The sequence below is a fragment of the Microbacterium sp. BWT-B31 genome (genome assembly GCF_041379855.1).
GTDB lineage: Bacteria > Actinomycetota > Actinomycetes > Actinomycetales > Microbacteriaceae > Microbacterium.
In genome coordinates, this window is record NZ_JBFECU010000002.1 from 59,712 (window position 1) to 82,834 (window position 23,123).

Sequence of the window (23,123 nt, forward strand, 5' to 3'; positions counted from 1 at the left end):
ACGCCTCGACGAAGAAGGACTGACATGAACGCACCCAAGCTCCAGCTGCTCGACCAGGTGCAGGCGATCAACTGGAACCGCATCCAGGACGACAAGGACCTCGACGTCTGGAACCGCCTGGTGAACAACTTCTGGCTGCCCGAGAAGGTTCCGCTGTCGAACGACGTGCAGTCGTGGGCGACGCTCACCCCGCAGGAGCAGCAGACGACGATGCGCGTGTTCACCGGCCTCACCCTGCTCGACACGATCCAGGGCACCGTCGGGGCGGTGTCGCTGATCCCCGACGCGATCACCCCGCACGAAGAGGCGGTCTACACCAACATCGCGTTCATGGAGTCGGTGCATGCGAAGAGCTACTCGTCGATCTTCTCGACGCTGTGCTCGACGCCCGAGATCGACGACGCGTTCCGCTGGTCGCTCGAGAACGAGAACCTGCAGCGCAAGGCACACATCGTCATGGAGTACTACCGCGGTGACGAGCCCCTCAAGCGCAAGGTCGCCTCGACGCTGCTCGAGTCGTTCCTGTTCTACTCGGGCTTCTACCTGCCGCTGTACTGGTCGTCGAAGGCGAAGCTCACCAACACGGCCGACATCATCCGCCTCATCATCCGCGACGAGGCCGTGCACGGCTACTACATCGGCTACAAGTTCCAGAAGGGACTCGAGCGGCTCGACGACGCCAAGCGCGACGAGATCAAGGACTACACGTTCTCGCTGCTGTACGAGTTGTACGACAACGAGGTGCAGTACACGCAGGATCTTTACGACGGCATCGGGCTCACCGAGGACGTCAAGAAGTTCCTGCACTACAACGCCAACAAGGCCCTCATGAACCTCGGCTACGAGGCGATGTTCCCGTCGACGGTCACCAACGTGAACCCCGCGATCCTCTCGGCGCTCTCGCCGAACGCCGACGAGAACCACGACTTCTTCTCGGGTTCGGGCTCGTCGTACGTGATCGGCAAGGCGGTCGCCACCGAGGACGAGGATTGGGACTTCTGAGTCGCTGACTCAGCCCGGCCCCGCAGGCGCTGTCGGGAGGCCCGGAACTGCATGTTTCTGCAGTTGCGGGCCTCTTTTCGCGCCACCCCCCCGATGAACAGAGGAGGACGGAAAACTTGTCGAGGCCCAACTCGCGGCTCGACTGCAGCGCAACGGCGGCGAAGGCCTCGTTGATCTCGACCGCCGCGGGCTGGGCCGGATCCGGGTCGACGCGGCTCAGCGATGAGACCGATGCTGCAGGCTGCTTGTCGCGCCGACCCCCGCCGACTCCGCCCTGCAGTACCTGTCCACCGATTGCCCTATCGACGCGCTCGGGTGGTGCCTTTGCGCGACGCATCGCTGCGGAGCTCGTATGACTGCCGAGGGCCGTCGACCGCTCGTTTGCGAAGGCGCTCAGGTACTCGACGAAGGAGTGCGCGCATAGCCTGCGACGTATGCGGTGCGCATCGTTCGTCTCACTATTGCTGCTGGGCGCGAAGATCCCGTTTCAGGATCTTCCCTGTGGCGGAGAGAGGCCAGCGGTCGACGATCTCCACCGTGCGCGGAGCCTTGTAGCCTGCGATGCGCTGCTTGCAGAACTCGCGTAGCTCGGCCGCGGTGGGTGCCGGCGCACCGGGACGCAACTGCACCACCGCATGCACGCGTTCGCCCCACTCGTCGTCGGGTAAGCCGATCACCGCGCACTGCTGCACCGATGGGTGCTTCGCCACCGCGTTTTCGACCTCGACGGAGAACACGTTCTCTCCGCCGCTGATGATCATGTCCTTGAGGCGATCCACGAGGTAGAGGTAACCGTCTTCGTCCAGGTAGCCCCCGTCGCCGGTATGCATCCAGCCGTCCTGCAGCGCCTCGGCCGTCTGCTCTGGCTTGTTCCAGTAGCGGAGCATCACGTGGTCACCTTTCGAGCAGATCTCGCCCACCTGACCTGGCATCACCTCATCGCCGTTCTCGTCGACGATCTTGATCCGCGCGTGGATCGCTACCCTGCCCTGGCCCTTGCGGCGTTGCGGATGGTTGTGATCTTCGTCGTTCAGGATCGAGCAGGTCGGGGAGAGCTCGGTCTGACCGTAGGCCTGCACGAGTGCCAGGCTGGGCAGGGCGGCACGGATGCGGTCGAGCAGCGCCTCGTTGATGGGCGAGGCGCCGTAGAACAGATGCGTCAGCGAGCCGAGGTCGTGCGACGGTCGCTCGGGGTGGTCGACCAGGCGCTGGATCATCGTCGGCACGAGCATCGTGGTGGTCACGCGACGCTTCTCAATGAGCCGCATCGCCTCGAGAGGGTCGAACTGGTCGACCAGGACCAGCGTCTGTTCCAGCAGGACGGCCCAGATCGAGCCGGAGAGTCCGCCCATGTGGAACTGCGGTGCCACCGCCATGTGCGCGCCACCGCGATTGAAACCCGCCATGATGATGGTGCCGATCGCCGAGGTCTCGATGCCGGTGTGCGTCAGAGCGACGCCCTTCGAGGCGCCCGTGGTGCCGCCGGTGTAGAACAGGCCGAAGACGCGCATTCCGCCCCTTTCCGCATCCGGCACCGATTCTGCCTGCAAGATGGTGTCCGGTTCGACGACTCCGTCGGGGGTCTCCTCGTCTCCCAGGTGGGCAAACAGGCGCAGCGATGGCATGGCTTCCCTGAGGGCCGGCACGAGCGCGCGGAAGCTGTCGCCCACGATGACGATCTCGACCCCCGCCTCCTCGAGCGAGGCGACGATCTCGGCCACCGACCAGCGGTAGTTCACAGGCACCAGGATCCCGTCCGCCCAGGCGATCGCGTAGGCGGCCTGGAAGAAGTAGTCGGTGTTGACGTCGATGATGGCGACGCGGTCATCGGAGCGCATCCCCTGCGCGCGCATCCATCCCGCGATCCGGGACACCCGATCGACCATGTCTGCCGTGCTCGTGACGCGATCCCGATAGATCGTGAACGCCGCGCTCGGGTCGGTTTGGGCTCTGCGCCGCAGAGGCTGAGTGAACGACATCGTTTCTCCTCGACATAGCTTGCGATGTCGTGTCGATCCGAACTCGGGCCGCCGCAACACTGCGCGTATGTAAACACTGACTAACCACGTTGAGGTTAACCGTGAGGGGATCGCATGTCAATGAACGCGCGAAAATCAAGGGGTCTCGGTCCGACTAAGCGGGTTTCGATTTAGCCGCCCCCTGCGGCATCTGGCAGGGGGAGAGTTCGGGACGGTGATTCAGCGCGCGTCGTCGAGGTCGTCCAGCAGCACGGCGGATGCGATGCTCGCGAGGTTCTCGGCGAAACCCTGTTGCCGAGCGAGGAAGCGCGTGCTGAGCATGTCGTCGATCAGCGTAAGCGCGATCTGCACGCGCACTTGGGCCGCACCGCGATCGAGAGCGGGGCGGGCCGCCTGAACGGTGTGAACCCACTCCGATACGTATTCCGCGCGCTCCCGATGAACGAATGCGTTCACGTCGTCATTGCCGAACGGCCCGAACCGCGTCTGTGCCCACAGCCGACCAAGTCGCACGTGCTCCACGACGAGGGAACGGACGATCTGCTCCGGTGAAGCGGCTCGCGACGCAGCTTGACCGAGCAGCGTCCAGGCCGTGCTCGCGCAGCGCGCGTACGCAGCCTGAAAGAGGTCTGCTTTGCTGGAGAAGTACTGGTAGAGATTGGGCCCGGTGACGCCGACGTCTGCACCGATCTCTGTCATCGACGTGTCCCGGAAGCCGTTCTCGCCGAATCGCGAGATCGCGGACAGAAGGAGCCGTTCGCGGGTGGAGCGCACCGAGAAACACGCTTCGTCTTGCGTGGTCGGTCCAACCGACATCGGCTCGAGGTCTGTCCGCTCGATCGCGTGCAGGGAGCCGTAACGACAGTTGTCGACGGTCTCCTTCGCGACACCCTGCGCGACGCTCGCGGGCATCACGAGCACGGACTGCAGCGCCCATGACAGCAGGCTGACCTGGGCGGATGACAGCTCGGGCCGCGCGCTTCGGATCAACTGCTCGCACTGACCGACCCAAGCAAATAGGGCCGCGAGAATGGCGTCACGCGGTTCCTGGGGCAGATACCGGGCTTCACGTCGCCACAGCTCGGCCACGGAAGAGCTTGCGACCTCGAGGGAGAGCAGGTTGTCGAAGGCGTCCTCGAGGCTCTCGGCGGGCAACGGGCGCGTCAGGTGACGGAAGCTCTCCTCAAAGACCCGCACGAGCAACTCGGACTTGCTTCGATGGTGGCGGTACAGCGCGCCGGCTGTGATGCCGACGCGGTCGGCGATCATCGCCATCGTGACACTCGGATAGCCGCGTTCGACGAACAGCGACCTGGCGGCCGACAGGATGTCCTGCTTGCGTCCCGCTGGACGCCGCTTCGGGCCGGCGAGGGAAGTCACGGTACCGATCCTAGCCAGCTGAGGGCCTCGGGGCCCTTGGCCCTCAGCTGGTCGGGCATCTCACATCATGAACATTCCCCCGTTGGCGTTGATCGTCTCCCCGGTGATGTACGCCGCCTTGTCCGAGACGAGGAAGCTGACGACGGAGGCGATCTGCGATGGTTCGGCGATGAACCCGAGCGGAATCGACTGGCGGATCGCCTCGAGCTGCGCTTCGGTGTAGTTGTCGAGCATGGGAGTGCGGATCATGCCTGGGGCGATGGCGTTCACGCGAATACCGTCCTTCGCGTGCTGATTCGCCGTGCTCATGGTGAGTCCGATGATGCCGGCGTTCGCGGATACGTACGCTGGGGAGGTCTGCACCGACTTCGTGCGACCGGACATCGAACTGATGTTGACGATCGCTCCGCCGCCAGCATCCCGAAGCCACGGCACTGCCGCTTTCGTCGTGAGAAAGTCGCCCCTGAGTTTCACCCCGAGCATCTGATCCCACTCGTCGACGGAGACATCGAGGACCGTGCCGCCGGCCCAGACGCCGGCGACGTTGATCAGCGCGCCGAGGGAGCCGAGTCGGCTGTGCGCATCGATCGCGCGCGCCACATCGTCCGCGTCCGTCAGATCGCAGGTCTCGAAGTCCACGGCTGCCCCCGCCGCGGCGAGCTCGTCCGCGACCCGCTGGAGGCCTTCGGCGTTGCGGTCGAGCAGGAACACGGCGTAGCCGTCGTCAGCGAGAACCCGGGCGCACTCACGGCCGAGGCCACCCGCTGCACCGGTGACGATTGCAACTCTTCGTTCAGTCATGAGGAATCTCCGTTTCATTAGGCAGGGCCGTCAATGGTGTCGCCTCATCTCCGAGTCGAACCTCACCCGCAATTGCGGCCGAGTAGGCCCCTCGACGGGATCGTACGCTCGAAATGCCGGGAAATTCAATGATTTCTCTCCTGTCGTCGTGCGGATCACCGTCAGGTCTGGTGTCGGGACGAACCCTCCGGTCGCGCACGCACCGGCGCTTCTTCGCGGAAGCGCTTGTCAGTTATGTAAATGATGCGTAAGCTCAGTCGTGTTCGGGCGATGTCGCCCACGACAGTGTGGGGCGCATACATCGCCTCATCTCCGACACCGGAACCGCAAAGGAGCAGTCATGTCGACCATCACTCTGAGGCGCATCGTCACCGACGTCGACGCGCACGGCACGTCCGTCTTCGTCGACGACGAGCCGATCGCTTCGACCGAGAGCCCCGAACTCGACATCTACAACCTGTGGGGCACGAACGATGTCCCAGTCGTGGGGGCCGGCTCCGGATCGCCGGCCATGGTCAGCGAGCCGTTCTACCCCGGCCCGGGCGGCGTCCGCGCCGTGCAATGCGTCCTGCACCCGGGAATCGCGGACGCCTCTGCCTCGGAGGGGCAGGAGGGCCTGCAGGATGCCTTCGACCAGGAGCGTCCCGGCTTCCACACGACCGACACCGTGGACTACGGAATCTGCCTCGACGGCGAGGTCTATCTGGTCCTCGACCATGATGAGGAGCGACTGATCACGCCGGGCACGGTCGTCGTCCAGCACGGCACCACCCACGCGTGGCAGAACCGATCCGATCGCGACTGCACCATGCTCTTCGTCATCCACGGCGCCGAGCGATCCTGAACACCGAGGCAACCAAACTGATGAAGCCGACCACCGCAATCGAGGGTTATCGATCAGGCTGGCGTGACGAGGTCACCGAGGCGCTGTACGAAGTGGCCGCCGACTTCTTCGAGCGGACGCTCGTCGCGAACCGCGAGAAGTACGAGAAGCAGCACATGGTCGATCGAGAGGTCTGGCTCGAGGCTGGCGAGCTCGGTCTCTTGTGCTGCTCCGTGCCCGAGGAGTACGGCGGGGGAGGTGGAACGATCGAGCACGATCTCGCCGTCGTCGAGGCGCAGTCACACAGCGGCGATCTGTCCTGGGTGAACGCCGCCCACAGTGGCATCGTGGCGCACTATCTCGTGGCGTACGGTACCGAGGATCAGAAGAGAACCTGGCTGCCGCGGATGGCTTCGGGGGAGGTCGTGGGTGCGATCGCGATGACGGAGCCGGCCGCTGGTTCCGATCTGAAGAACATCCGGACCCGTGCGGTGCGAGACGGCGACGAGTACGTGATCGATGGCTCAAAGATCTTCATCAGCAACGGGCAACAGGCCGACCTGTTCATCACCGCAGTGAAGACTGGACCAGGCACGGGTGCGCGAGGAATCTCGATGTTACTGGTCGAGGCCGACCGCCCGGGTTTCTCGCGCGGTCGCAACCTGGACAAGATCGGCCAGCTCTCCGCAGACACCTCCGAGCTGACCTTCGAGGGCGTTCGTGTTCCGGTCTCGAACCTCCTCGGCGCGACCGAGGGCCAGGGGTTCGCGCAGATGATGGCGCAGTTGCCGCAGGAGAGGCTCTTCGTGGGGATGAGCGCCGTCGCGATCACGGAGCTCGCGCTGTCGCTGACGACGCGATACACGAAGGAGCGCGAGGCGTTCGGTGGGACGATCTGGGACCTGCAGAACACGCAGTTCACCCTCGCGGAGGTCGCGACCGAAGCCCACGTCGCGCGGGTGTTCCTGGATTCCTGCATCGAACGGAGCCTCGACGGAACCCTCGATACGACGGCGGCGGCGATGTTGAAGTACTGGACGACCGACCTGCAGTGCTCCGCGATTGATCGCTGTCTGCAGTTCTTCGGCGGCTACGGCTACATGCGGGAGTACCAGATCGCCAGGCTCTACCAGGACGCGCGCGTGCAGCGCATCTACGGCGGGTCCAACGAGGTGATGAAGCTGCTGGTCGCCAGGGCCCTCTGAGCATCACGTCCGTCGCGCCCGAGAGTCTTGTACAAGGAGGAATTGATGTCTAGCGAAGAGGTGTACGTGCGGCGTGAGGACCCGATGCCGGGAGTCGCACAGATCGCCCTGGCACGTCCAGAGAAGCGCAACGCGCAGAACCCGGAGATGCTCTACCAGCTTGATGCGGCGTTCGTCGCCGCCGCGAACGACGCTGAGGTGCGGGTGATCCTGCTGACCGCCGATGGTCCCGACTTCTCAGCCGGCCATGATCTGAGTGCGGAGTTCGCCGTGCCGGGATCGCCGGTGGCGACCATGGGTGGTCATGTGAGCTCCGGGGTCGTCGAGAACCACTACGGGTTCGAATGCGAGGCGTACTACGGACTGTCGCGACGCTGGCGGGATCTGCCCAAACCGACGATCGCGGTGGCTCACGGGCGCGCGATCGCCGGAGCGCTCATGCTGCTGTGGCCGATGGACATCATCATCGCCTCCGCAGACGCGACATTCTCGGATCCGGTCGCGGCGTTCGGCGTGAACGGTGTCGAATACTTCACCCACGTCTGGGAGGTGGGGCATCGGAAGGCGAAGGAGATGCTGTTCGCCGGACAGCCGCTGACCGCCGGGGAAGCGCATCGTCTCGGCATGGTGAATCACGTCCTCCCCACTGCGGATGAGGCGCTGTCGTACGCGCTCGCGATGGCGGAGGGGATCGCCCGCCGGTCCCCTTTCGGTATTCGCCTCGCCAAGGAGAGCGTGAATCGTTCGCTTGACGCACAGGGGCAGAGTGTGGCGATGGAGTCCGCTCTCGCTCTGCACAACCTCGGACACGCGGCGACTGTCGCGCGTACGGGAGGAATCGTCGATCTCGAGGGCGTGGCGATGGTTCGCGCGGAGTCGAAAGGGGCCGGCAATCGATGACGAGCATCGATGGCCTCGGCATGATGCGGATCCGACTGCGCTCGGACGATGGCACGGCGACCGAGGAGTATCCGGAGCTGCTCGCAGATCTGCGCGGTCTTCTGGACTCCTTCGCTCGCGCGGACCCGCGTTCGGAGGAGGTCCGCGAGCTCCGTCGATCGATCGAAGCCATGCGGCGCATCACCGACGCCCGTGCAGTGGCGGAGGAGGGACGGCCGTTCGGCAGCGGTGGGCTGGGCGCGGACGATCAGCGCATGCACACGGCGGTTCCGGAACTGCAAGTCGAGTCGTTGACCCCGGCCGAACTGCGGGCATCCGTGACCTTCGGCGACTATTTCCTGGGCGTGAACGGGGCCACGCATGGCGGGATCGTCGCAGCCGCGTTCGACGAGGCGCTCGGTCGGCTCGCCGCCGGGGTGTCGCCGTGTCGCACTGCATCACTATCGGTCGCGTTTCGGGCGGTGACGCCCATCGGCCGCCGTCTGGACATCCGTGCGACGGTCGGCCGGATCGAGGGACGCAAGTGCTTCGTGCACGGAAAGCTCCTCGACGGCGGAGTCGTCTGCGCCGAGGCGGACGCGCTCTTCATCGAGCTGCGTCCCGGTCAGGCGTAACCGTGGCGGAGGGGAACGGATGACGGCTCCCGAAGCGGTGATCCGCACGACGCAGAACGGTGTCGCCACGATCACGCTGAACCAGCCGCAGAGCGGCAACGCGCTCACGGTCGAGCTCGCGACCGCACTTGCGGACGCCTCCGAGGCAGCCGGCGCCGACGCTGACGTCGCGGTGATCGTGCTTCAGGGCGCGGGACCTCGCTTCTGCGTCGGCGGAGATCTGCGGAGCATTCGCGACGCCGACGATCCCGAAGCCTATCTGCGGGTGCTGATCGGTGAAGCCCACCGCGCAATCCTTGCGCTGCACGAGGTAGACAAGCCGGTCATCGTCGCGTTGCAGGGGGCGGTCGCGGGCGGCGGCCTCGGACTGAGCTTGGTCGCCGACCTGGCGTACGCGGATTCCTCCACCCGATTCACCTTCGCCTACCCCGCCGTCGGGCTCACCGTCGACTGCGGATCGTCCTGGCTGCTGCCGCGCGTTGTCGGAGCACGTCGGGCGCTCCAGATGGCTCTCACCGCCGATTCGGTGGGCATCGAGGAGGCCGTCCGCGTCGGATTGGTGAGCGAACACGCCGAGAACGACGCCCCGCAATCGCGTGCCGCGGAGGTCGCGGCCCGACTTGCAGCCGCAGCCCCGGGAGCCGCGGGCGTCTGTCGCCGCCTGATGCGCGACGGGTGGGGAGACGGGTTGGACGTGCATCTCGATCGTGAACTCGAGAGCATGCTCGCTGCGACCCGAACGGCGCGCACCAGAGCGCTGATCGACGGATTCTTCAATGATGGGAAAGCTGCCAGATGGAACTGAACCCAACGAGCGCGATCGTGACGGGGGCAACGTCCGGTCTCGGCGGCATCGCCTCCGCGAGCATCTGGAACGCACGCACGCGACTCGGGTGAACACCTCTGGTCCACGTCTTCCATCCTTACGTCAAGAACGGAACGAGACCGAGGGCGATTCAGACTCACCCTCAGCGAAGCGCTGCTGCGCCGCGAGCGGCATCTCATCCAGCCCCGGCCAGGTGATCATCGGGGACAAGGTCTTCGCGGGCCGCGAGTTCGAGGCGTTTGTCACTGACGAACTCGGCGCGAACTCCTCAAGGCCCAGCCCACACTGGGCGCGGACCACTAAACGCACGAACCGAGGGGGTCAACTCCCGCCCCGACGCTGACACGGGTGTGCGACAGCCCAAATTGCTCCCCCATCTTTCAGCAGTCGCACGATGTCACACGATCGGCGTCCTGCTCACAATGAGGAGGACGCCGTCACCACGGAAGGGCGGTCGCGAAGCTCAAACACCCGAATACCAATGGAGGTATCGCCGTGAACGTGAATGAGATAACCCGTGTGGATGACGACGTCAGCGCCACCGATACCCTGGCGCGTCAGGGCGACGATCAGGATCAGATGTCGCGAAGACGACTCGCGATGGCCTGGTACGGCACGGCGAGCGCGTTCTTCTTCGTCTACATCGGCGCCGCGATGGCCTCGGCCTATGGCTCGGTGAATGCGTTCATCGGGATCGTGCTGTCGATCCTCGCCTACGGGGCGATCAACATGGTGCTGTCGAAGTACGCGCTCCTGAACCGCACGACCGTCGCGCAGTTTTCGCGAACCATCCTGGGTCGTGCGGGTTCGGCGATCGCGATGGTGATCTTCGCTCTCATCGCGATCTACTACGCGGTGTTCGAGGGTTCGATCGTGGTGTTCGCGTTCCAGGAGGCGTTCGGAGGACCCTACTGGTTGTGGGCGCTCATCGTCGTGGCCTACTCGACGCCTCTCGTGATCGGCGGGGCGCGGAGATTCCTGGACAAGATCAACGGGATCCTGATGCCGATCTACTTCTTCGGGCTGATCGCGGCGGTCGTCTGGGCGGGCGCGGTCTATGGCTCCTCGGACGCCTGGGCAACGCATCCCGCACCGGAGATCGCGTTCGCCTCAGGTGGACCCGGCTGGTTGGCCACGTTTGCGGGATACATGGGCATCTGGATCATGATGATGTTCACGACGGACTTCGCTGCGCTCGGCAGGCGCAAGGACGTGCGCTTCCACCAGTGGGTGACGTTCGGGCCGCTGTTCTACGTTCTGGCATACGGATTCGCGGCCTTCGTCGGGATCTTCCTGACCTTCACCATTCCCGGGCTGGAGGTCTCAGAGACCGGCGTCGCAGGCGGCATCGTGAAGCTGATGGGGGTGCTGGGCCTCATCGTGATCATCTCGACCCAGACGCGCATCAACACGGCCAACTACTTCCTCGGCTATTCGAATCTGCAGGCATTCGGGGAGCGTGTGCTGCGTGTGAGGATGCCGACGATCGTCTGGGTGCTCCTCTCGTCAGCCATCATCTACCTGTTGATGCTCTTGCCGGTCGTGCAGTACTTGCTGATCGCTCTGGCGTGGCAGGGCGTGCTGGTCACCGCGTGGGTCGCGATCGCGGTGGTGCACATCGTGCTGGGGCGTGGTCGTAACCACGAGCATGCGCAGATCGGGGATCATCACTATCGCGCGCTCAACGCCAACGGTCTCATCGCGTGGAGCGTCGCCACCGTGATCGGACTGGCGCTGCTTCAGCTGGGCGCGATCGATCCTGCGTTCGCCGAGGCTGGTGCGACGTGGGGTCCTCTGCTCACCGCCTCTTCTGCGGCGCTGATCTACGCCGTCCTCTGGAGGGCCAACCCCCGGAGCCGCACAGGTCTGATCGCCACGATCTCCGACCACTAGCCCAGATGGTCGATCGGCCTGCGCCTGGTCGCGTTCGCTCAATAGGGTTCGAGCTCGACCAGGCGCAGGGCCATGAGACAGGTTGAGCGGCCGTCGAGGGTGTCGAGCGAGATGCTGAGCAGGCTCTCGATCCGCCGCAGACGGTAGCTCAGCGAGTTGCGGTGGATGAACAGGTCCTCACAGGTGCGCGAGGGCTGGGCATTGTTGCGCAGCCAGGTGCGCAGAGTGGGCATCAACTCGGTGGCGCGCTGCTCGTCGTGGGCGATCAAGGGTGCGAGGAACCGTTCGGCGGCTTCGCGGGCTCCTCGGCCGGCAGCCGCGGCGACGACGGCACTGAGCCCGAGCGTGGGGGCGAGGAGCGGCTCAGAGATGTGTTGGACCAGATCCAGGCCGTGCACGAGGGCGATCCGTAGCTCGTCCACCGTGCGCGAGGGCCGATGCAGGACGAAGGGCACGGTCGGGTCCATGTCGAGCAGACGTTCGGTGACGGAGGAGAGCTCCTCGCGAGGCAGCTGCGTCAGCGCGATCATGCGCTCGTCGATCTCGGTCACCCTGACCTCGTGGAACCCGTCGTGCAGAGCGATGCGGAGCTGCCAGGCGAGAGCGGCGTGCTCCCCGCTCATGTCGGCGACCATCAGCGAGGTCTCCTCGCGACGGCTCAAACCGAGCTCCTGGAAGGCGTTCGCGATGTCGCTTCGGGTGAACTCCGACCATGCAACACACCGGTCGACGAACCGTTTCATATCGCGCTGACTGCTGGCATCGACGGCGACCGAGCGGTTGAGCTGGAGCGCGAGGATCGAGGTGACCGGCGCGAGCAGCGCTTCGACGTCCGTTGGCGATCCGAGGAGCCGCACGGCCAGCAGGCACGGATGACGCAGCCCCATGGGGAGTGTGATCGTCAGCACATCGGCCTGCAGGTGCGGAGCCTGGTCCGTGCGCCAGGTGACCGATTCCGGGTACTGGGCGATGAGCGCGCTGAAGGCGTCGTACACTGCGATCGGCTGCTGGAGGGCGGCGTAGATCGTCGCGAGCAAGGTTGCGATATCGGCGCCCTGGCTGGCGAGGCGGGCGCACTCGTCCGCCAGTGACCAGCTGCGATCGATCACGGCGATGCGCTCGGCCTGAAGCATGTTCTCGACGTGCTGGTTGATCTTCAGCAGCGGCACGGTGGCTGGCACCGCCAGGAGGGGAAGGTCGTGTTCGGCGCAGGCGGCGACGAGCCCCTCCGGCAGAGTCTGATGGGCTGCCCCGACCGCGAACGCGAGCGCGGCGACGGGAACCCGGGTCAGCCGTTCGACGTAACCGTCCCAGATGCTCTGTTCGGTGAAGTTCATCCCGATTCCAGAGGTGAGCAGCAGCACATCGGGGTCGAGGAACGGGGTGGGGTCGAGGTGCTCCGTGGGTGCGCACCTGACGATCTTCCGTTCCATGCGCCGTGGCTTGCTCGGCGTCTCGAGTCGAAGGCTCAACGTCGGTTCGGCAAGCAGGTCGACGACCCTCATGGTGACTCCGTCCTCACGATGACATGCGTTTTGCGGATGCAAGAATTATCACCCAGACATATGGCAAGTGCACTATGAAATGCAGGTATTGAGGCGCGTAGTTTCGAAGTATGAGTACACGACGACGTGGCACAGTCTCGGTCAACTCCGATGTGGGCGAAGCGCTGGGACTGCATTCCTTCGGCAACGATGCCGCTCTGATGCCGCTCATCGATGTGGCGAACCTGGCCTGCGGTTTCCACTCCGGAGACCCCGCCACGATGGACGAGACGGTCGCTCTGGCCAAGCAGCATGGCGTCGGAGTCGGTGCCCACCCCGGGCTGCCGGATCTCGTCGGATTCGGTCGACGAGAGATGAAGCTGTCTGCGGACGAGGTCGAGAGCCTGATCCGCTACCAGGTGGGTGCGCTCACCGGATTCCTCCGCAAACATGGCGTGGCGCTGAGCCACATCAAGCCGCACGGTTCGCTGTACGGGATGCTGGCTCGCGAGCCGGAGCTGATGCGCGCGGCCACCCGGGTGGCGAGGGACTACGGCGTTGCGGTCTATGGGCTCGCCGGTTCCCAGCACCAGCTCGTCGCGCAGAGCGAGGGTGTGGAGTTCGTCGGAGAGCTCTACGTCGATCTCGACTACGACGCGCAGGGGCGACTCATCATCCTCCGGCAGCCACACGCGACCGACCCGACCGCGGCGGCCGAGCGCGTGCGCCGCGCGATCGAGACCGGAACCATTCTGGCCGACGACGGCGCCGTACTCCCCGTCGACTTCGGCAGCGTCTGCGTGCACTCGGACACGGCGAACGCCGTCGAGGTCGCATCCGCCGTCCGCGCCGCCCTCGTGGCTTGACCAAGCCGACGACCTGCCTCCAGTCCCATCACAAGGAAGCGAATCCATCCGTGAGCACCGAAATCACCGCAGCCATTCCCGGCATCTTCTATCGCCGACCCGCACCCGACAAGGCGCCCTTCGTGGAGGTCGGTGACACGATCGAGGCCGGACAGACCATCGGCGTCGTCGAGATCATGAAGCAGTTCACCGAGGTGCGCGCCGAGGCGGCGGGCGTGCTCACCGCGTTCCACGCGGAGGACTCCGGCATGGTCGGCCCGGGCGACGTGATCGCGACGATCGACTGAGCCGCGGGCTGGGAGCAGTGTGAGGAGCGCACGAGTGAAGAAGCTGTTGATCGCGAACCGTGGCGAGATCGCCGTCCGGATCATCCGCTCCGCCAAGGAGCTGGGGATCGTCACCGTCGCCGTCCTGAGCGAGGCGGATCGCGGCTCGAACGCCGAGCGGCTCGCCGATGAGGCGGTCGTCATCGGTCCCGCCCCCGCCCGGCTGAGCTATCTCAATCACGAGGCGATCCTGGACGCGGCGGCACGAACAGGCGCGGACGCGATCCACCCCGGATACGGCTTCCTCTCGGAGAACGCCGTCTTCGCCCGCAAGGTGCAGGCCGCGGGAATCGTGTGGGTCGGGCCCGACCCCGCATCGATCGAGCTGATGGGCGACAAGTCCCGCGCCCGCCAGGCGGCGATCGCTGCGGGTGTGCCGGTGCTCACCGGCACCGATGGCGTCCTCGACACGACCGCCGACATCGAGGCCATCGCCGATCGGATCGGCTACCCGCTGCTCGTGAAGGCGTCGGCCGGCGGCGGAGGGCGGGGCATCCGCCGGATCGACACTCGCGACGAGGTTCGTCGGATCGTCGAGGTCGCACAGGCGGAGGCGCTCGCCGCCTTCAGATCCGATGAGGTCTACTTCGAACGCTTCGTCGATCGCGCCCGGCACGTCGAGGTGCAGATCCTCGGCGACGGCGAGAACTGGGTGCATCTCGGCGACCGGGACTGCTCCATGCAGAGACGCCAGCAGAAGGTCATCGAGGAGGCGCCGGCGCCGGGTATCCCCGACGGTGTTCGCGAGCAGATGCGCGCGACGGCGGTCGAGCTGGCGCGCCAAAGCGAATACACCGGAGCGGGCACGGTGGAGTTCCTTTACGACCCGGAGCGACATGAGGTGGCTTTCATCGAGATGAACACGCGCCTGCAGGTCGAGCATCCGATCAGCGAGGTCATCTCGGGCATCGATCTGGTCCGTGAGCAACTGCGCATCGCGGCGGGGGAGAAGCTCGGCTACCAGCAGGAGGACATCGACTTGGCCGGGCACGCCTTCGAGTTCCGCATCAACGCCGAGGACCCCGACGACAACTTCATGCCGAGCCCAGGACGAATCCAGACTCTGGAGGTGGCGGGAGGTCCCGGTGTTCGGGCGGACTTCGGCTTCTCCGCGGGCCAGGTGATCGCTCCGTTCTACGACTCGCTGCTCGGCAAGCTCATCGTGTGGGACACCGATCGGGAGCGGGCTCTGGCCAGGGCGGTGCGCGCCCTCGACGAGACGGAGATCACCGGCATCAAGTCGACCGTCCCGCTGATGCGGCGGCTGGTCGCCCTCGAGCACTTCCGTAATGCGACGCACTACACGACGTACATCGAGTCCGTCTCAGACCTGAAGGGGGCGCCGGCATGACACTGCCATCGCACGCACGGTACACCTGGGGAGGCGACGAGTTTCTCGTGGTCGAGATCGCCCCCGACATGTCGCTCGAGGCGAACTTCGTCTCGAACTCGATCGCCATCGATCTCGAGCACCGTGCGCTCACCGGGATCATCGACATCTGTCCGGCCAACGCATCGCTGCTCATCCGCTTCGATCCGGATCGACTCGCACACACCGAGATCGAGGCCATCGTCCGCGAGCTGGAGTCCGAGGTCCGCAGAACCGCGGGCGGAGTGCTCGAGACCCGCATCATCGAGGTGCCGGTCTGGTACGACGACCCGTACACGAGCGAGGTCGAGGCGCGGTTCCGCGAGGGATTCCATCAGCGTCCGTCGGGGAGCGACCTCGACTACGCGGCCGAGATCAACGGGCTCGCCGATGCCGTGGAGTTCATCCGCCGTCACTACGAGACCCCGTGGCTGGTCTCGATGGTCGGCTTCGTCGCCGGCCTGCCGTTCCTCTATCAGCTCGCTCCGCGCGAGCGGCAGCTTCAGGTGCCGAAGTACCTGAGCCCGCGCACCGACACGCCTCCGCTCACGATCGGGATCGGCGGCTGCTTCACGGCGCACTACTCCGTGCGTGGTGCGGGCGGCTACCAGATGCTCGGGATCACACCGACGCCGATCTACGACCCTGAGCAGCGCCTTGCCGACTTCGCCGACTTCTCGGTGCTGTTCCGAACCGGCGACATCGTGAAGTACCGCCCGATCGACGAAGCCGAGTACCGCGAGATCGAAGCCGCAGTCGAGGCGGGGAGCTACCGCTACAAGCAAGCACCGGTCGACTTCTCGCTCGCGGAGGCACTCGCCGACCCTGACGGCTACAACCAGATCCTACTGGAGGCGCTCGATGTCGCTTGAGATCATCACCCCGGGGCTGGCGACGACGGTGCAAGACCGCGGCCGGTTCGGCTACTACCGCTACGGCATCCCGCAGGGCGGCGCGATGGACCAGTACGCGGCGACGCTCGCGAACCGGCTCGTCGGAAACACACCGGATGCCGCCGTGCTCGAGTGCACCTATCTCGGTCCGAAGCTCACGACCGACGCCGACACGGTGGTCGCGGTCACCGGCGCACCGGTTCCGGTGCTCGTCAACAGTGAGCCGTTCGCGCAGAACACGCGCGTCGAACTGCGCGCGGGCGACGAGCTCTCTTTCGGGGTGATCCAGGGCGGGACGAAGTTCTTCATCGGAATCGCCGGCGGCATCGATGTGCCGATGGCGCTCGGCTCCCGTTCGACCTATCCGATCGGTCGCATCGGCGGCCTGGAGGGCCGCGCCCTCCAGGCCGGTGATGTGGTGCCGGTGGGCGCACGCGGCGTCGAGGCGCTGCCGCGGCTCGACGCCGTGCCCGAAGAATGGCTTCCCGAGTACCCGCGGACGTTCGCGGTGCGGGTCATGCTGGGGCTGTACGACCATAAGCTGACGGCGGAGGGGCTGGCCAATCTCACCGGCGCCGAGTGGACGCTCACGCCCGTCGCTGACCGGATGGGTCTCCGTTTCGACGGTCCTGGAGCGCCGTGGCGGGACGAGCCGCAGCCTTTCGGGGCGGGACAGGATCCGTCGAACATCACAGACGCGGGGTATCCCGTCGGCTCGATCCAGATCCCGGGTGGCACGCAGCCGATCGTGCTGCACTACGACGCGGTCTCCGGCGGCGGATACGCTCAGGCGTGCACCGTGATCAGCGCGGACATGGACCTCTTCGCGAGAATGGCGCCGGGTGTGAAGGTCCGCTTCGTCCCGGTCACGATGGAGGAAGCGCTCAACGCGCGAGCCGAGCGACGTGCGCGATTCGATCGAGTCTGGTCGTGAACGAGTGCGACGGCTCGCGAATGCACTGACGGTGGATCCGGCGGGATGCGTCACATCAGGGCAGGGCTCGTCCAGAGAGGTGCTCTTCTGACGTGAGTTCTGTTCCGAGAAGGCCGGGTTCTTCGGCGGAGTCGGATCTGTCCTGAGCAGGAGTGGGTCTGCTTCTGCGAGGGCTGAGCGAAGCGAAGAGTCCCTCCCCGTGCCTACGCGTGCGTTGCCGGTGGTTCGGTCTCTTCGCCGGTGAGCGACCTCGCAAGCAGGGTCGCGCCGACAACGGCCGCCGGCATCACGACCACAGCCCCGAGCGGCACCAGGAAGCACAGCTGGATCGCGGTTCCGAAGCCGAGCGCGCGGAGTCGGTGCGTCCTCAACAGAACGCGGCGCCCGCGCCGATCGATCCCCCGCGCCGAGAGGGCCCGTGAGCTCAGTTCGTCGGCGAGGACCCATCCGGTGAGCACGACGCCGGCCGTGACGCCGAGGCCTCCGCCGACCACGGGAATCAGCCCGACCGCGGCGGCGACGAGAGCGACAAGGACTCCGCGGCCGACCAGAGACAGCCCGTCGACGATCGATCTGCACAGGCCGTACTCGGCGTCGGGCACGCTGCCGCCGAGGTCGCTTTCGACGGCGCGCCAGATCCGGTCGTAGAACGGTTCCCCGATCAAGAGCGTCAAGGCGGTGAACGACACGATCGCGATCACGAGCGAGCCTGCGAAAGCGGCCACACCCAGCACCACCCGCACAGCGATCGTCCAGAACGCGGGCCAGGATTCCGCGAACGGCGTCGCGGTGGTGACCAGGCCCGGAAGCACGATCGCGAGTGCGACGAGGGCGGCGCCGAGCGCGAGGCCGACGATCGCAGCCGGAATGAGACCGAGGAGCATCGTGCCGGGCCGGCGTCGCCACCACCCGAATCCGCGCAGCAGCAGTCCTGCTCCCTGACCGAACTCCCGCATCGGTTCAGCCTAAAGCGATGCGCACAGCGACAGCGACCGCCTCACGGCCGCACCGAGCTTGTCGCCCGGCCCAGAACCTGAAGCGATGCCAGCGCCGCGATCCATTGCGACCCGATCAGACACACCCAGCGGCGAGGAGCGGCGAAGCTGTAAAGCAGGCGGAGCCGCTGTCGACGAGGATTGCGGGCACTCGTCGCCGGGGCCCCATCGACCGCAACTCGTGCGTTGCGCCGCGCGCGGGAGCGTAACCTCGTACGTGCGGCCACCGTCGTACGCACGCACCCCGAGGAGGAACATGTCCGAAGACGCCGCAGCGTCTCGCGCAGATCCACCGCGTCTTCGCGTCAGCATCGACAACGCCGCCGCCGCTATCAGCAGCCTTCTGCGGGCCGAGCGCCTCCGCGCCACCCAGCGGGTCCGGTCACCTCAAGGCGGATCACCGGCTGCCGCCGCTTACCCGTAGCGGGAGTAGCAGCAGGTGGCGCGCCCGCGCGCATGCCGAAGAGCCAAACCTCGGCCCCGAGTTCCTCGCCGAGTGGTCCGGGTTCGTCGTTGCCGTAGTGATCTGCAACCACACAGAAGCTGCCGAGCATCGCTGATCCGAGCGACAGGCACTGCGCACAGGCGATCGCGGGGATGAAGGCTGCCGACGCCCGCAGTCTGCGCGATCTCCTGCATGGGTGAACGGGCGCATGGGCCTGCAACGGCCGTCGAGGCAATACCTACATAGGTACAACAGAGCACGATTTCACCTAGAACTTTGCATTTGGTCTTGCATTGGCATAGCAAGACTCATAGTCTCCTGGACAGAGCGACGGATCCAATCCAGCGGTTTGCTCTTGATAACAGCGGTGTCGCGATCCGGGGGCACTGCCAGCTGCCCGGCGTTGTCCGCAGGGCGTTCATGGATAGGACCGGCGGAAATGACTGAGCTCGATCCTGCCCGTGTGCCCAACGGTCACCTGCTCGTCGTCACCCGAGGCGAGAGCGATCTGTCACGCATCCTGCGTCAGGCGCCGCTCGCGCGTGTGGTGCAGCCGGCACAGGTGGACATGGCGAGTATCGCCGGATGCGCCGCGATCGCGGTGCTCGGCGGCAGCGAGGCGGAGCCGTTGATTCTTCCGGCGCGGGCCCGGGCACTGATCGACGCTCAGATCACCCGCGGGACGCGAGTATTCGCCGAGTACTGTCGCGGAATCGATGGGCTCGCAGTGGCGATAGACACCGTGGACACACGACACGAGCGACTCGTCTGGCGTGGGGACGATCTCGGCGCAGTCCGCCCGGGCGACCTGCTCGAAGACCAGGCCGGGCGCCGCCTTCGGATGCAGGCCGGGTCCGTGACCTCGGTCGCGCCTCCGCTGATGCAGTACACGAGCGCCACGCTCGCCCACCGCCACGTGGATCTGACGTCCGAACCCCTGCCTGTCGAGCACAACGGCATCTGGTTCGAGCGAGAGAATCTGCTCTTCTCCGCGTCGCGCGTGGCGAACTTCCACAGAGCGCGCTTCGCGCCGATGTCGCAGTGGTCGCACGTGATCGGGGCAATCGCAAACTGGCTCACGGGACAGCAACTGGTCGCCGCAGAGGATCGTGCGTACCGCGTTGGGTTCGACGACGAACTCGCGGTGGAGCAGGCGGTACGTCACAGCGTCGGGATGGCCGTCGCCTGGTTCCGCAACAATGAGCTCCTTGTCGAGGGCGGACGCGGCGGCGTGCTCGAAGGATTCGCAACGGAGATCACACCCGAGGGCAGGCAGCCTCCGCAGGCTCCGTTGGGCGTGCGCGCCGACTGCACGGGAGAAGCGGCGTTGGCGTTCGAGCTGCACCATCGCCTCACCGGCGACGAGGCCAGCGCGGCGACGGCGAGGAATCTTCGAGACGCGTTCTTCGATCTTTTTCAGGTGGACGCCCCGGGGCAGCCCGACCACGGAATGGTGCGGTGGGCGGAGGGGGACTGGGACGTCTGCTATCAGGATGACGTCGCGCGCGGTCTGATCGGACACTTGCTGATATCGATGGTCGACCAGACCACGACCCATATGGAGCAGATCCGTCGCGCGCTCGACTTCCTCATCTCGACCACGGGCACGGATGGCACGCGGGAATGGGTCAGCACGCCGCGCGACCTGATCGAACCGCGGCGAACGCAGCTTGCCAGCACGCCGGGGAATCGTCCGAGTGCCCACTTCAACAGTCACTACGCGGCGGCGCTGCTGCTTGCGGGGCGGATCTACCGCGAACCGAGCTATGTGGCGATCGGCGTCCGCTGTCTGGCCACGATCATGGCGGCGTACCCCGAGACAACGCGTGAGATGAGCGAGACCTCAGAGATGTGTCGACTGGTCTTCCCGCTGGCAACGCTCGTGCTGGCGGCAGACACCGCGGAGCATCGCGAGTGGCTGTACACCGTCACGCGCGACCTTCAGCGGGTGCGGCACGAGTCAGGCGGATACCTCGAATGGGACACCGGCTACCAGGCCCGTCGCAGCAGGCGGCAGGGCGAGGAGAGTTCGCTGCTGGTGTCCAATGGTGACCCGGTCGTCGACCTGCTCTACTCCATGAATTGGCTTCCGATGGGGTTCGCCCAGGCGTATCTCGCTACAGGCGACTCCTGGTTCCGGGAGCTGTTGTCCGACGTCTCTTCGTTCTTCACCAAGGCTCAGCTCTCCAGCAGCGACGCAGTGATCGATGGAGCGTGGGCGCGGGCGTTCGATGTGGAACTCGGCGAGGTGTACGGCATCCCGAACGACATCGAATGGGGGCCCTGGGCGATCGAGTCGGGGTGGACGGTCGCCCCGATCGCTTCTGGCCTTGCCATCGGTCTGCTCCTGGACGATTGGGCGCCGGCGTACGCCCGCTCCCAGGCAGATCGGGGCCTGTGATGGCCCGGCTGACCCTCTGGCTCGGATCAGTGATGTTCCTCCTCACGGCGGCTGTGCTTCCGTTCAACCTCGGACAGTCGGCGTCCCTGCCGATCAACGTGGTGGCGCTCGTGTCCAGCCTGCTTGTCGTTCTTCTCTCCCTCCGCACGCTCAACAAAACGAAAGGTCCGGGTAGCAAATAGTGCTCCGAACGAATGATTCCAGGCGGCCGCTGCGGCGCCGCGTCGTAGGGGTTGTCGTCGCCGTCGCGGCCACAATCACGATCGCCGGCTGCGCAAACATCCCGGAGGCGGGCGGTGAGACCTTCACCGCGATCCTCCCGCCGTGGCAGCAGTCTGCGCCGGTCAACCCGTATGCGGCGAATGCCGTCGCCCTCGAAGGGTGGGTCAGCTCTCCGCTGGCCTTCTGGCTGCAGAAGGATGACGACTTCGAGCCGCAGATCGCGAAGTCGTGGGACGTGCAGCGTCCGACCGACGTCGCCGCCGACGTGGTGCTCACCATCACGATCGACGACGAAGCGAACTGGCCCGACGGGTCGCCGATCACCTCGGCGGACGTCGAGACCAGCCTCGAACTCGATGCCCTGTTCGGGTCGACGGCAGGCACGCACATCAAGTCGATCGAGACGCCCTCAGAGAAGCAGATCGTCGTCACCCAGACCAGCGAGCCCTTCCACCTGTTCGAGCGTGCGGTGCTGACCACTTACGTCCAGTCTGCGAAGGAATGGAAGCAGCATCTGCCTGACGATGCCATCGGCCTGGTCGCCGCGGCTGCCGCGGGCGACGAAACGGCGTCGACCAAGAGCGCGGATGCGGTCGCGAAGATCAGTGCGGTCGACGCGCGCGGCGACTATCAGGGCAGTGGGCCGTACTCGTTCTCGAAGATCACGGCGTCGGAGATCCTGCTCTCCAAGAACGACGAGTGGGTGAACGCCGCGAAGGTGGTGCCGACCAGCGTGAAGATCGTCGGTGCCTCATCGACGCAGGCGTTCGGCCTGCTCCAGTCAGGAAAGATGGATTACGTCTCCACGTACGCTCCTCCTGCGGTGGTCGATTCCTACTTGAAGCGCGACGGAAGTCACCTGGTGGCTCCGGACGGCAACTACGGCCCCGCACTGTACTTCAACACCTCGGTGGCCCCGTTCGATGACGTTCGCGTGCGCCAGGCGCTCGCCTACACGATCGACCGCAAGGCGACGGTCGCGGCAGCGTATCCCCTCGACAGCAGTTCGATCGAAGCCGCCGAGGCTGCGGCCGCACCGCACGCGCTGTCACCGGCGATCGACGCGGCGTGGCTGAGCGACGACACACGTGCGCAACTGAACCCCTACGACCTGGATCTCAAAAAGGCAGAGGGTTTGCTGACCGAGGCCGGAATGGTCAAGGAGTCCGGAAAGTGGATGTTCGACGGCGCACCCTTCAAGGTGGAAATCGCCACCCCGGCCGGCGCCACCGACTGGGTGGCGACATCCGAGGCCGTGGCCAATCAGCTTTCGCAGGCGGGCATCGACGCGAGCGTGTCGAGCATCGAGACGAACACGTTCTTCGCAAACGCGAACACAGGGCTGTATCCGGTGTCTCTCAACCAGGCGGGCTCGGTCAACCAGGATCCCTGGTCCTCGCTCTCTTCCACCATGTCGACCATTGGTCTTTCCGGGGCTTCTGAAACGACCTACAACTGGGGCCCAGAACTACAGCTGGCCGACGGCCGGACCGTGAACGTCACCGACTCGTGGCAAACGCTCGCGACGACCTTCGATGAAGCGACGATCACGGACAACGTCAACTCGATCGCCCTGGCGTTCAACCAGACGCTTCCGGTGATCGACCTCTTCTACAACAAGTTCTACGCAGCGTTCTACTCGACATCCCGCTGGGAGGGATGGCCCGATGAGAGCAGCCCCCTGTGGGATCCGAACATCATCGCCGACAGCGGCATGGCTCCGCTGATGGTCACGGTAGCCGGTCTCAAGCCGTCTTCCTGATTC

The 23,123-nt window shown here is 65.8% G+C and carries 20 protein-coding genes and 1 pseudogene; 16 read left to right on the forward strand and 5 right to left on the reverse strand.

What is annotated here, in order from left to right; genetic code table 11:
* The first annotated feature begins 24 nt into the window (after positions 1-24).
* A complete protein-coding gene (gene nrdF / locus AB1K54_RS02955; protein WP_371201216.1) occupies positions 25-1,002 on the forward strand; it encodes a class 1b ribonucleoside-diphosphate reductase subunit beta in 978 nt (325 codons plus the stop codon).
* A gap of 458 nt (positions 1,003-1,460) precedes the next feature.
* Here the strand turns inward: nrdF and AB1K54_RS02960 are convergent, their stop codons facing one another.
* The 3 genes from AB1K54_RS02960 to AB1K54_RS02970 all read right to left on the reverse strand — a co-directional run bounded on the left by AB1K54_RS02960 (position 1,461) and on the right by AB1K54_RS02970 (position 5,162).
* Positions 1,461-2,981, reverse strand: coding sequence for a class I adenylate-forming enzyme family protein (locus tag AB1K54_RS02960; protein ID WP_371201217.1), 1,521 nt, complete (start codon positions 2,979-2,981; stop codon positions 1,461-1,463).
* A gap of 219 nt (positions 2,982-3,200) precedes the next feature.
* Positions 3,201-4,361 carry a TetR/AcrR family transcriptional regulator gene (locus AB1K54_RS02965; protein ID WP_371201218.1) on the reverse strand — a complete coding sequence of 387 codons (1,161 nt, stop codon included), beginning with the start codon at positions 4,359-4,361 and terminating at the stop codon, positions 3,201-3,203.
* A gap of 60 nt (positions 4,362-4,421) precedes the next feature.
* On the reverse strand, positions 4,422-5,162 hold the full coding sequence (locus AB1K54_RS02970; RefSeq protein ID WP_371201219.1) for an SDR family NAD(P)-dependent oxidoreductase: 741 nt from the start codon (positions 5,160-5,162) through the stop codon (positions 4,422-4,424).
* A gap of 340 nt (positions 5,163-5,502) precedes the next feature.
* Between AB1K54_RS02970 and AB1K54_RS02975 the strand changes: the two genes are divergently transcribed.
* The 7 genes and pseudogenes from AB1K54_RS02975 (at position 5,503) to AB1K54_RS03005 (ending at position 11,423) form a co-directional block, all read left to right on the forward strand.
* A complete protein-coding gene (locus AB1K54_RS02975; RefSeq protein ID WP_371201220.1) occupies positions 5,503-6,006 on the forward strand; it encodes a cupin domain-containing protein in 504 nt (167 codons plus the stop codon).
* Positions 5,940-7,190 carry an acyl-CoA dehydrogenase family protein gene (locus tag AB1K54_RS02980; RefSeq protein ID WP_371201221.1) on the forward strand — a complete coding sequence of 417 codons (1,251 nt, stop codon included), beginning with the start codon at positions 5,940-5,942 and terminating at the stop codon, positions 7,188-7,190. The genes AB1K54_RS02975 and AB1K54_RS02980 overlap by 67 nt, the downstream gene beginning before the upstream one ends.
* A gap of 66 nt (positions 7,191-7,256) precedes the next feature.
* Positions 7,257-8,090 (forward strand): enoyl-CoA hydratase, encoded by an 834-nt coding sequence (locus tag AB1K54_RS02985; RefSeq protein ID WP_371201222.1) that lies wholly within the window; start codon positions 7,257-7,259, stop codon positions 8,088-8,090.
* On the forward strand, positions 8,087-8,704 hold the full coding sequence (locus AB1K54_RS02990; protein WP_371201223.1) for a PaaI family thioesterase: 618 nt from the start codon (positions 8,087-8,089) through the stop codon (positions 8,702-8,704). Before AB1K54_RS02985 ends, AB1K54_RS02990 begins: the two co-directional genes overlap by 4 nt.
* Before the next feature lie 19 nt (positions 8,705-8,723).
* The gene (locus AB1K54_RS02995; RefSeq protein WP_371201224.1) at positions 8,724-9,509 is read left to right on the forward strand and encodes an enoyl-CoA hydratase/isomerase family protein; all 786 of its coding nucleotides are present in this window, start codon (positions 8,724-8,726) and stop codon (positions 9,507-9,509) included.
* 208 nt (positions 9,510-9,717) lie between these two features.
* Positions 9,718-9,807 (forward strand): annotated as a pseudogene (locus tag AB1K54_RS03000) (IS982 family transposase); the annotation flags it as partial.
* Positions 9,808-10,049: 242 nt separating this feature from the next.
* Entirely contained in the window at positions 10,050-11,423 is a 1,374-nt protein-coding gene (locus AB1K54_RS03005; protein WP_371201225.1) for a cytosine permease, read from the forward strand.
* Positions 11,424-11,461: 38 nt separating this feature from the next.
* On the opposite strand, the gene AB1K54_RS03010 is transcribed toward AB1K54_RS03005, so the two are convergent.
* Positions 11,462-12,928 (reverse strand): helix-turn-helix domain-containing protein, encoded by a 1,467-nt coding sequence (locus tag AB1K54_RS03010; protein ID WP_371201226.1) that lies wholly within the window; start codon positions 12,926-12,928, stop codon positions 11,462-11,464.
* Positions 12,929-13,038: 110 nt separating this feature from the next.
* Between AB1K54_RS03010 and pxpA the strand changes: the two genes are divergently transcribed.
* The 5 genes from pxpA to AB1K54_RS03035 are packed head-to-tail and all read left to right on the forward strand — an operon-like array spanning position 13,039 to position 17,295.
* Entirely contained in the window at positions 13,039-13,773 is a 735-nt protein-coding gene (gene pxpA / locus AB1K54_RS03015) for a 5-oxoprolinase subunit PxpA (protein ID WP_371201227.1), read from the forward strand.
* Between the two features lie 50 nt (positions 13,774-13,823).
* On the forward strand, positions 13,824-14,060 hold the full coding sequence (locus AB1K54_RS03020) for an acetyl-CoA carboxylase (protein ID WP_371201228.1): 237 nt from the start codon (positions 13,824-13,826) through the stop codon (positions 14,058-14,060).
* A 34-nt stretch (positions 14,061-14,094) separates the two neighbouring features.
* Positions 14,095-15,450 carry an acetyl/propionyl/methylcrotonyl-CoA carboxylase subunit alpha gene (locus AB1K54_RS03025; RefSeq protein ID WP_371201229.1) on the forward strand — a complete coding sequence of 452 codons (1,356 nt, stop codon included), beginning with the start codon at positions 14,095-14,097 and terminating at the stop codon, positions 15,448-15,450.
* Positions 15,447-16,340: an allophanate hydrolase subunit 1 gene (locus tag AB1K54_RS03030; RefSeq protein WP_371201230.1), complete on the forward strand. Its 894-nt coding sequence runs from the start codon at positions 15,447-15,449 to the stop codon at positions 16,338-16,340. Before AB1K54_RS03025 ends, AB1K54_RS03030 begins: the two co-directional genes overlap by 4 nt.
* On the forward strand, positions 16,330-17,295 hold the full coding sequence (locus tag AB1K54_RS03035; RefSeq protein WP_371201231.1) for a biotin-dependent carboxyltransferase family protein: 966 nt from the start codon (positions 16,330-16,332) through the stop codon (positions 17,293-17,295). The genes AB1K54_RS03030 and AB1K54_RS03035 overlap by 11 nt, the downstream gene beginning before the upstream one ends.
* 203 nt (positions 17,296-17,498) lie before the next feature.
* Here the strand turns inward: AB1K54_RS03035 and AB1K54_RS03040 are convergent, their stop codons facing one another.
* A complete protein-coding gene (locus AB1K54_RS03040) occupies positions 17,499-18,251 on the reverse strand; it encodes an EI24 domain-containing protein (RefSeq protein WP_371201232.1) in 753 nt (250 codons plus the stop codon).
* Between the two features lie 680 nt (positions 18,252-18,931).
* Here AB1K54_RS03040 and AB1K54_RS03045 point away from each other — a divergent pair.
* Genes AB1K54_RS03045 through AB1K54_RS03055 form a run of 3 tightly spaced genes read left to right on the forward strand, consistent with a single transcriptional unit; the run spans position 18,932 to position 23,120 of the window.
* Positions 18,932-21,136 (forward strand): hypothetical protein, encoded by a 2,205-nt coding sequence (locus tag AB1K54_RS03045; protein WP_371201233.1) that lies wholly within the window; start codon positions 18,932-18,934, stop codon positions 21,134-21,136.
* On the forward strand, positions 21,136-21,318 hold the full coding sequence (locus tag AB1K54_RS03050) for a hypothetical protein (RefSeq protein WP_371201234.1): 183 nt from the start codon (positions 21,136-21,138) through the stop codon (positions 21,316-21,318). Before AB1K54_RS03045 ends, AB1K54_RS03050 begins: the two co-directional genes overlap by 1 nt.
* Positions 21,318-23,120: an ABC transporter substrate-binding protein gene (locus AB1K54_RS03055; RefSeq protein ID WP_371201235.1), complete on the forward strand. Its 1,803-nt coding sequence runs from the start codon at positions 21,318-21,320 to the stop codon at positions 23,118-23,120. Before AB1K54_RS03050 ends, AB1K54_RS03055 begins: the two co-directional genes overlap by 1 nt.
* Positions 23,121-23,123: the final 3 nt, after the last annotated feature.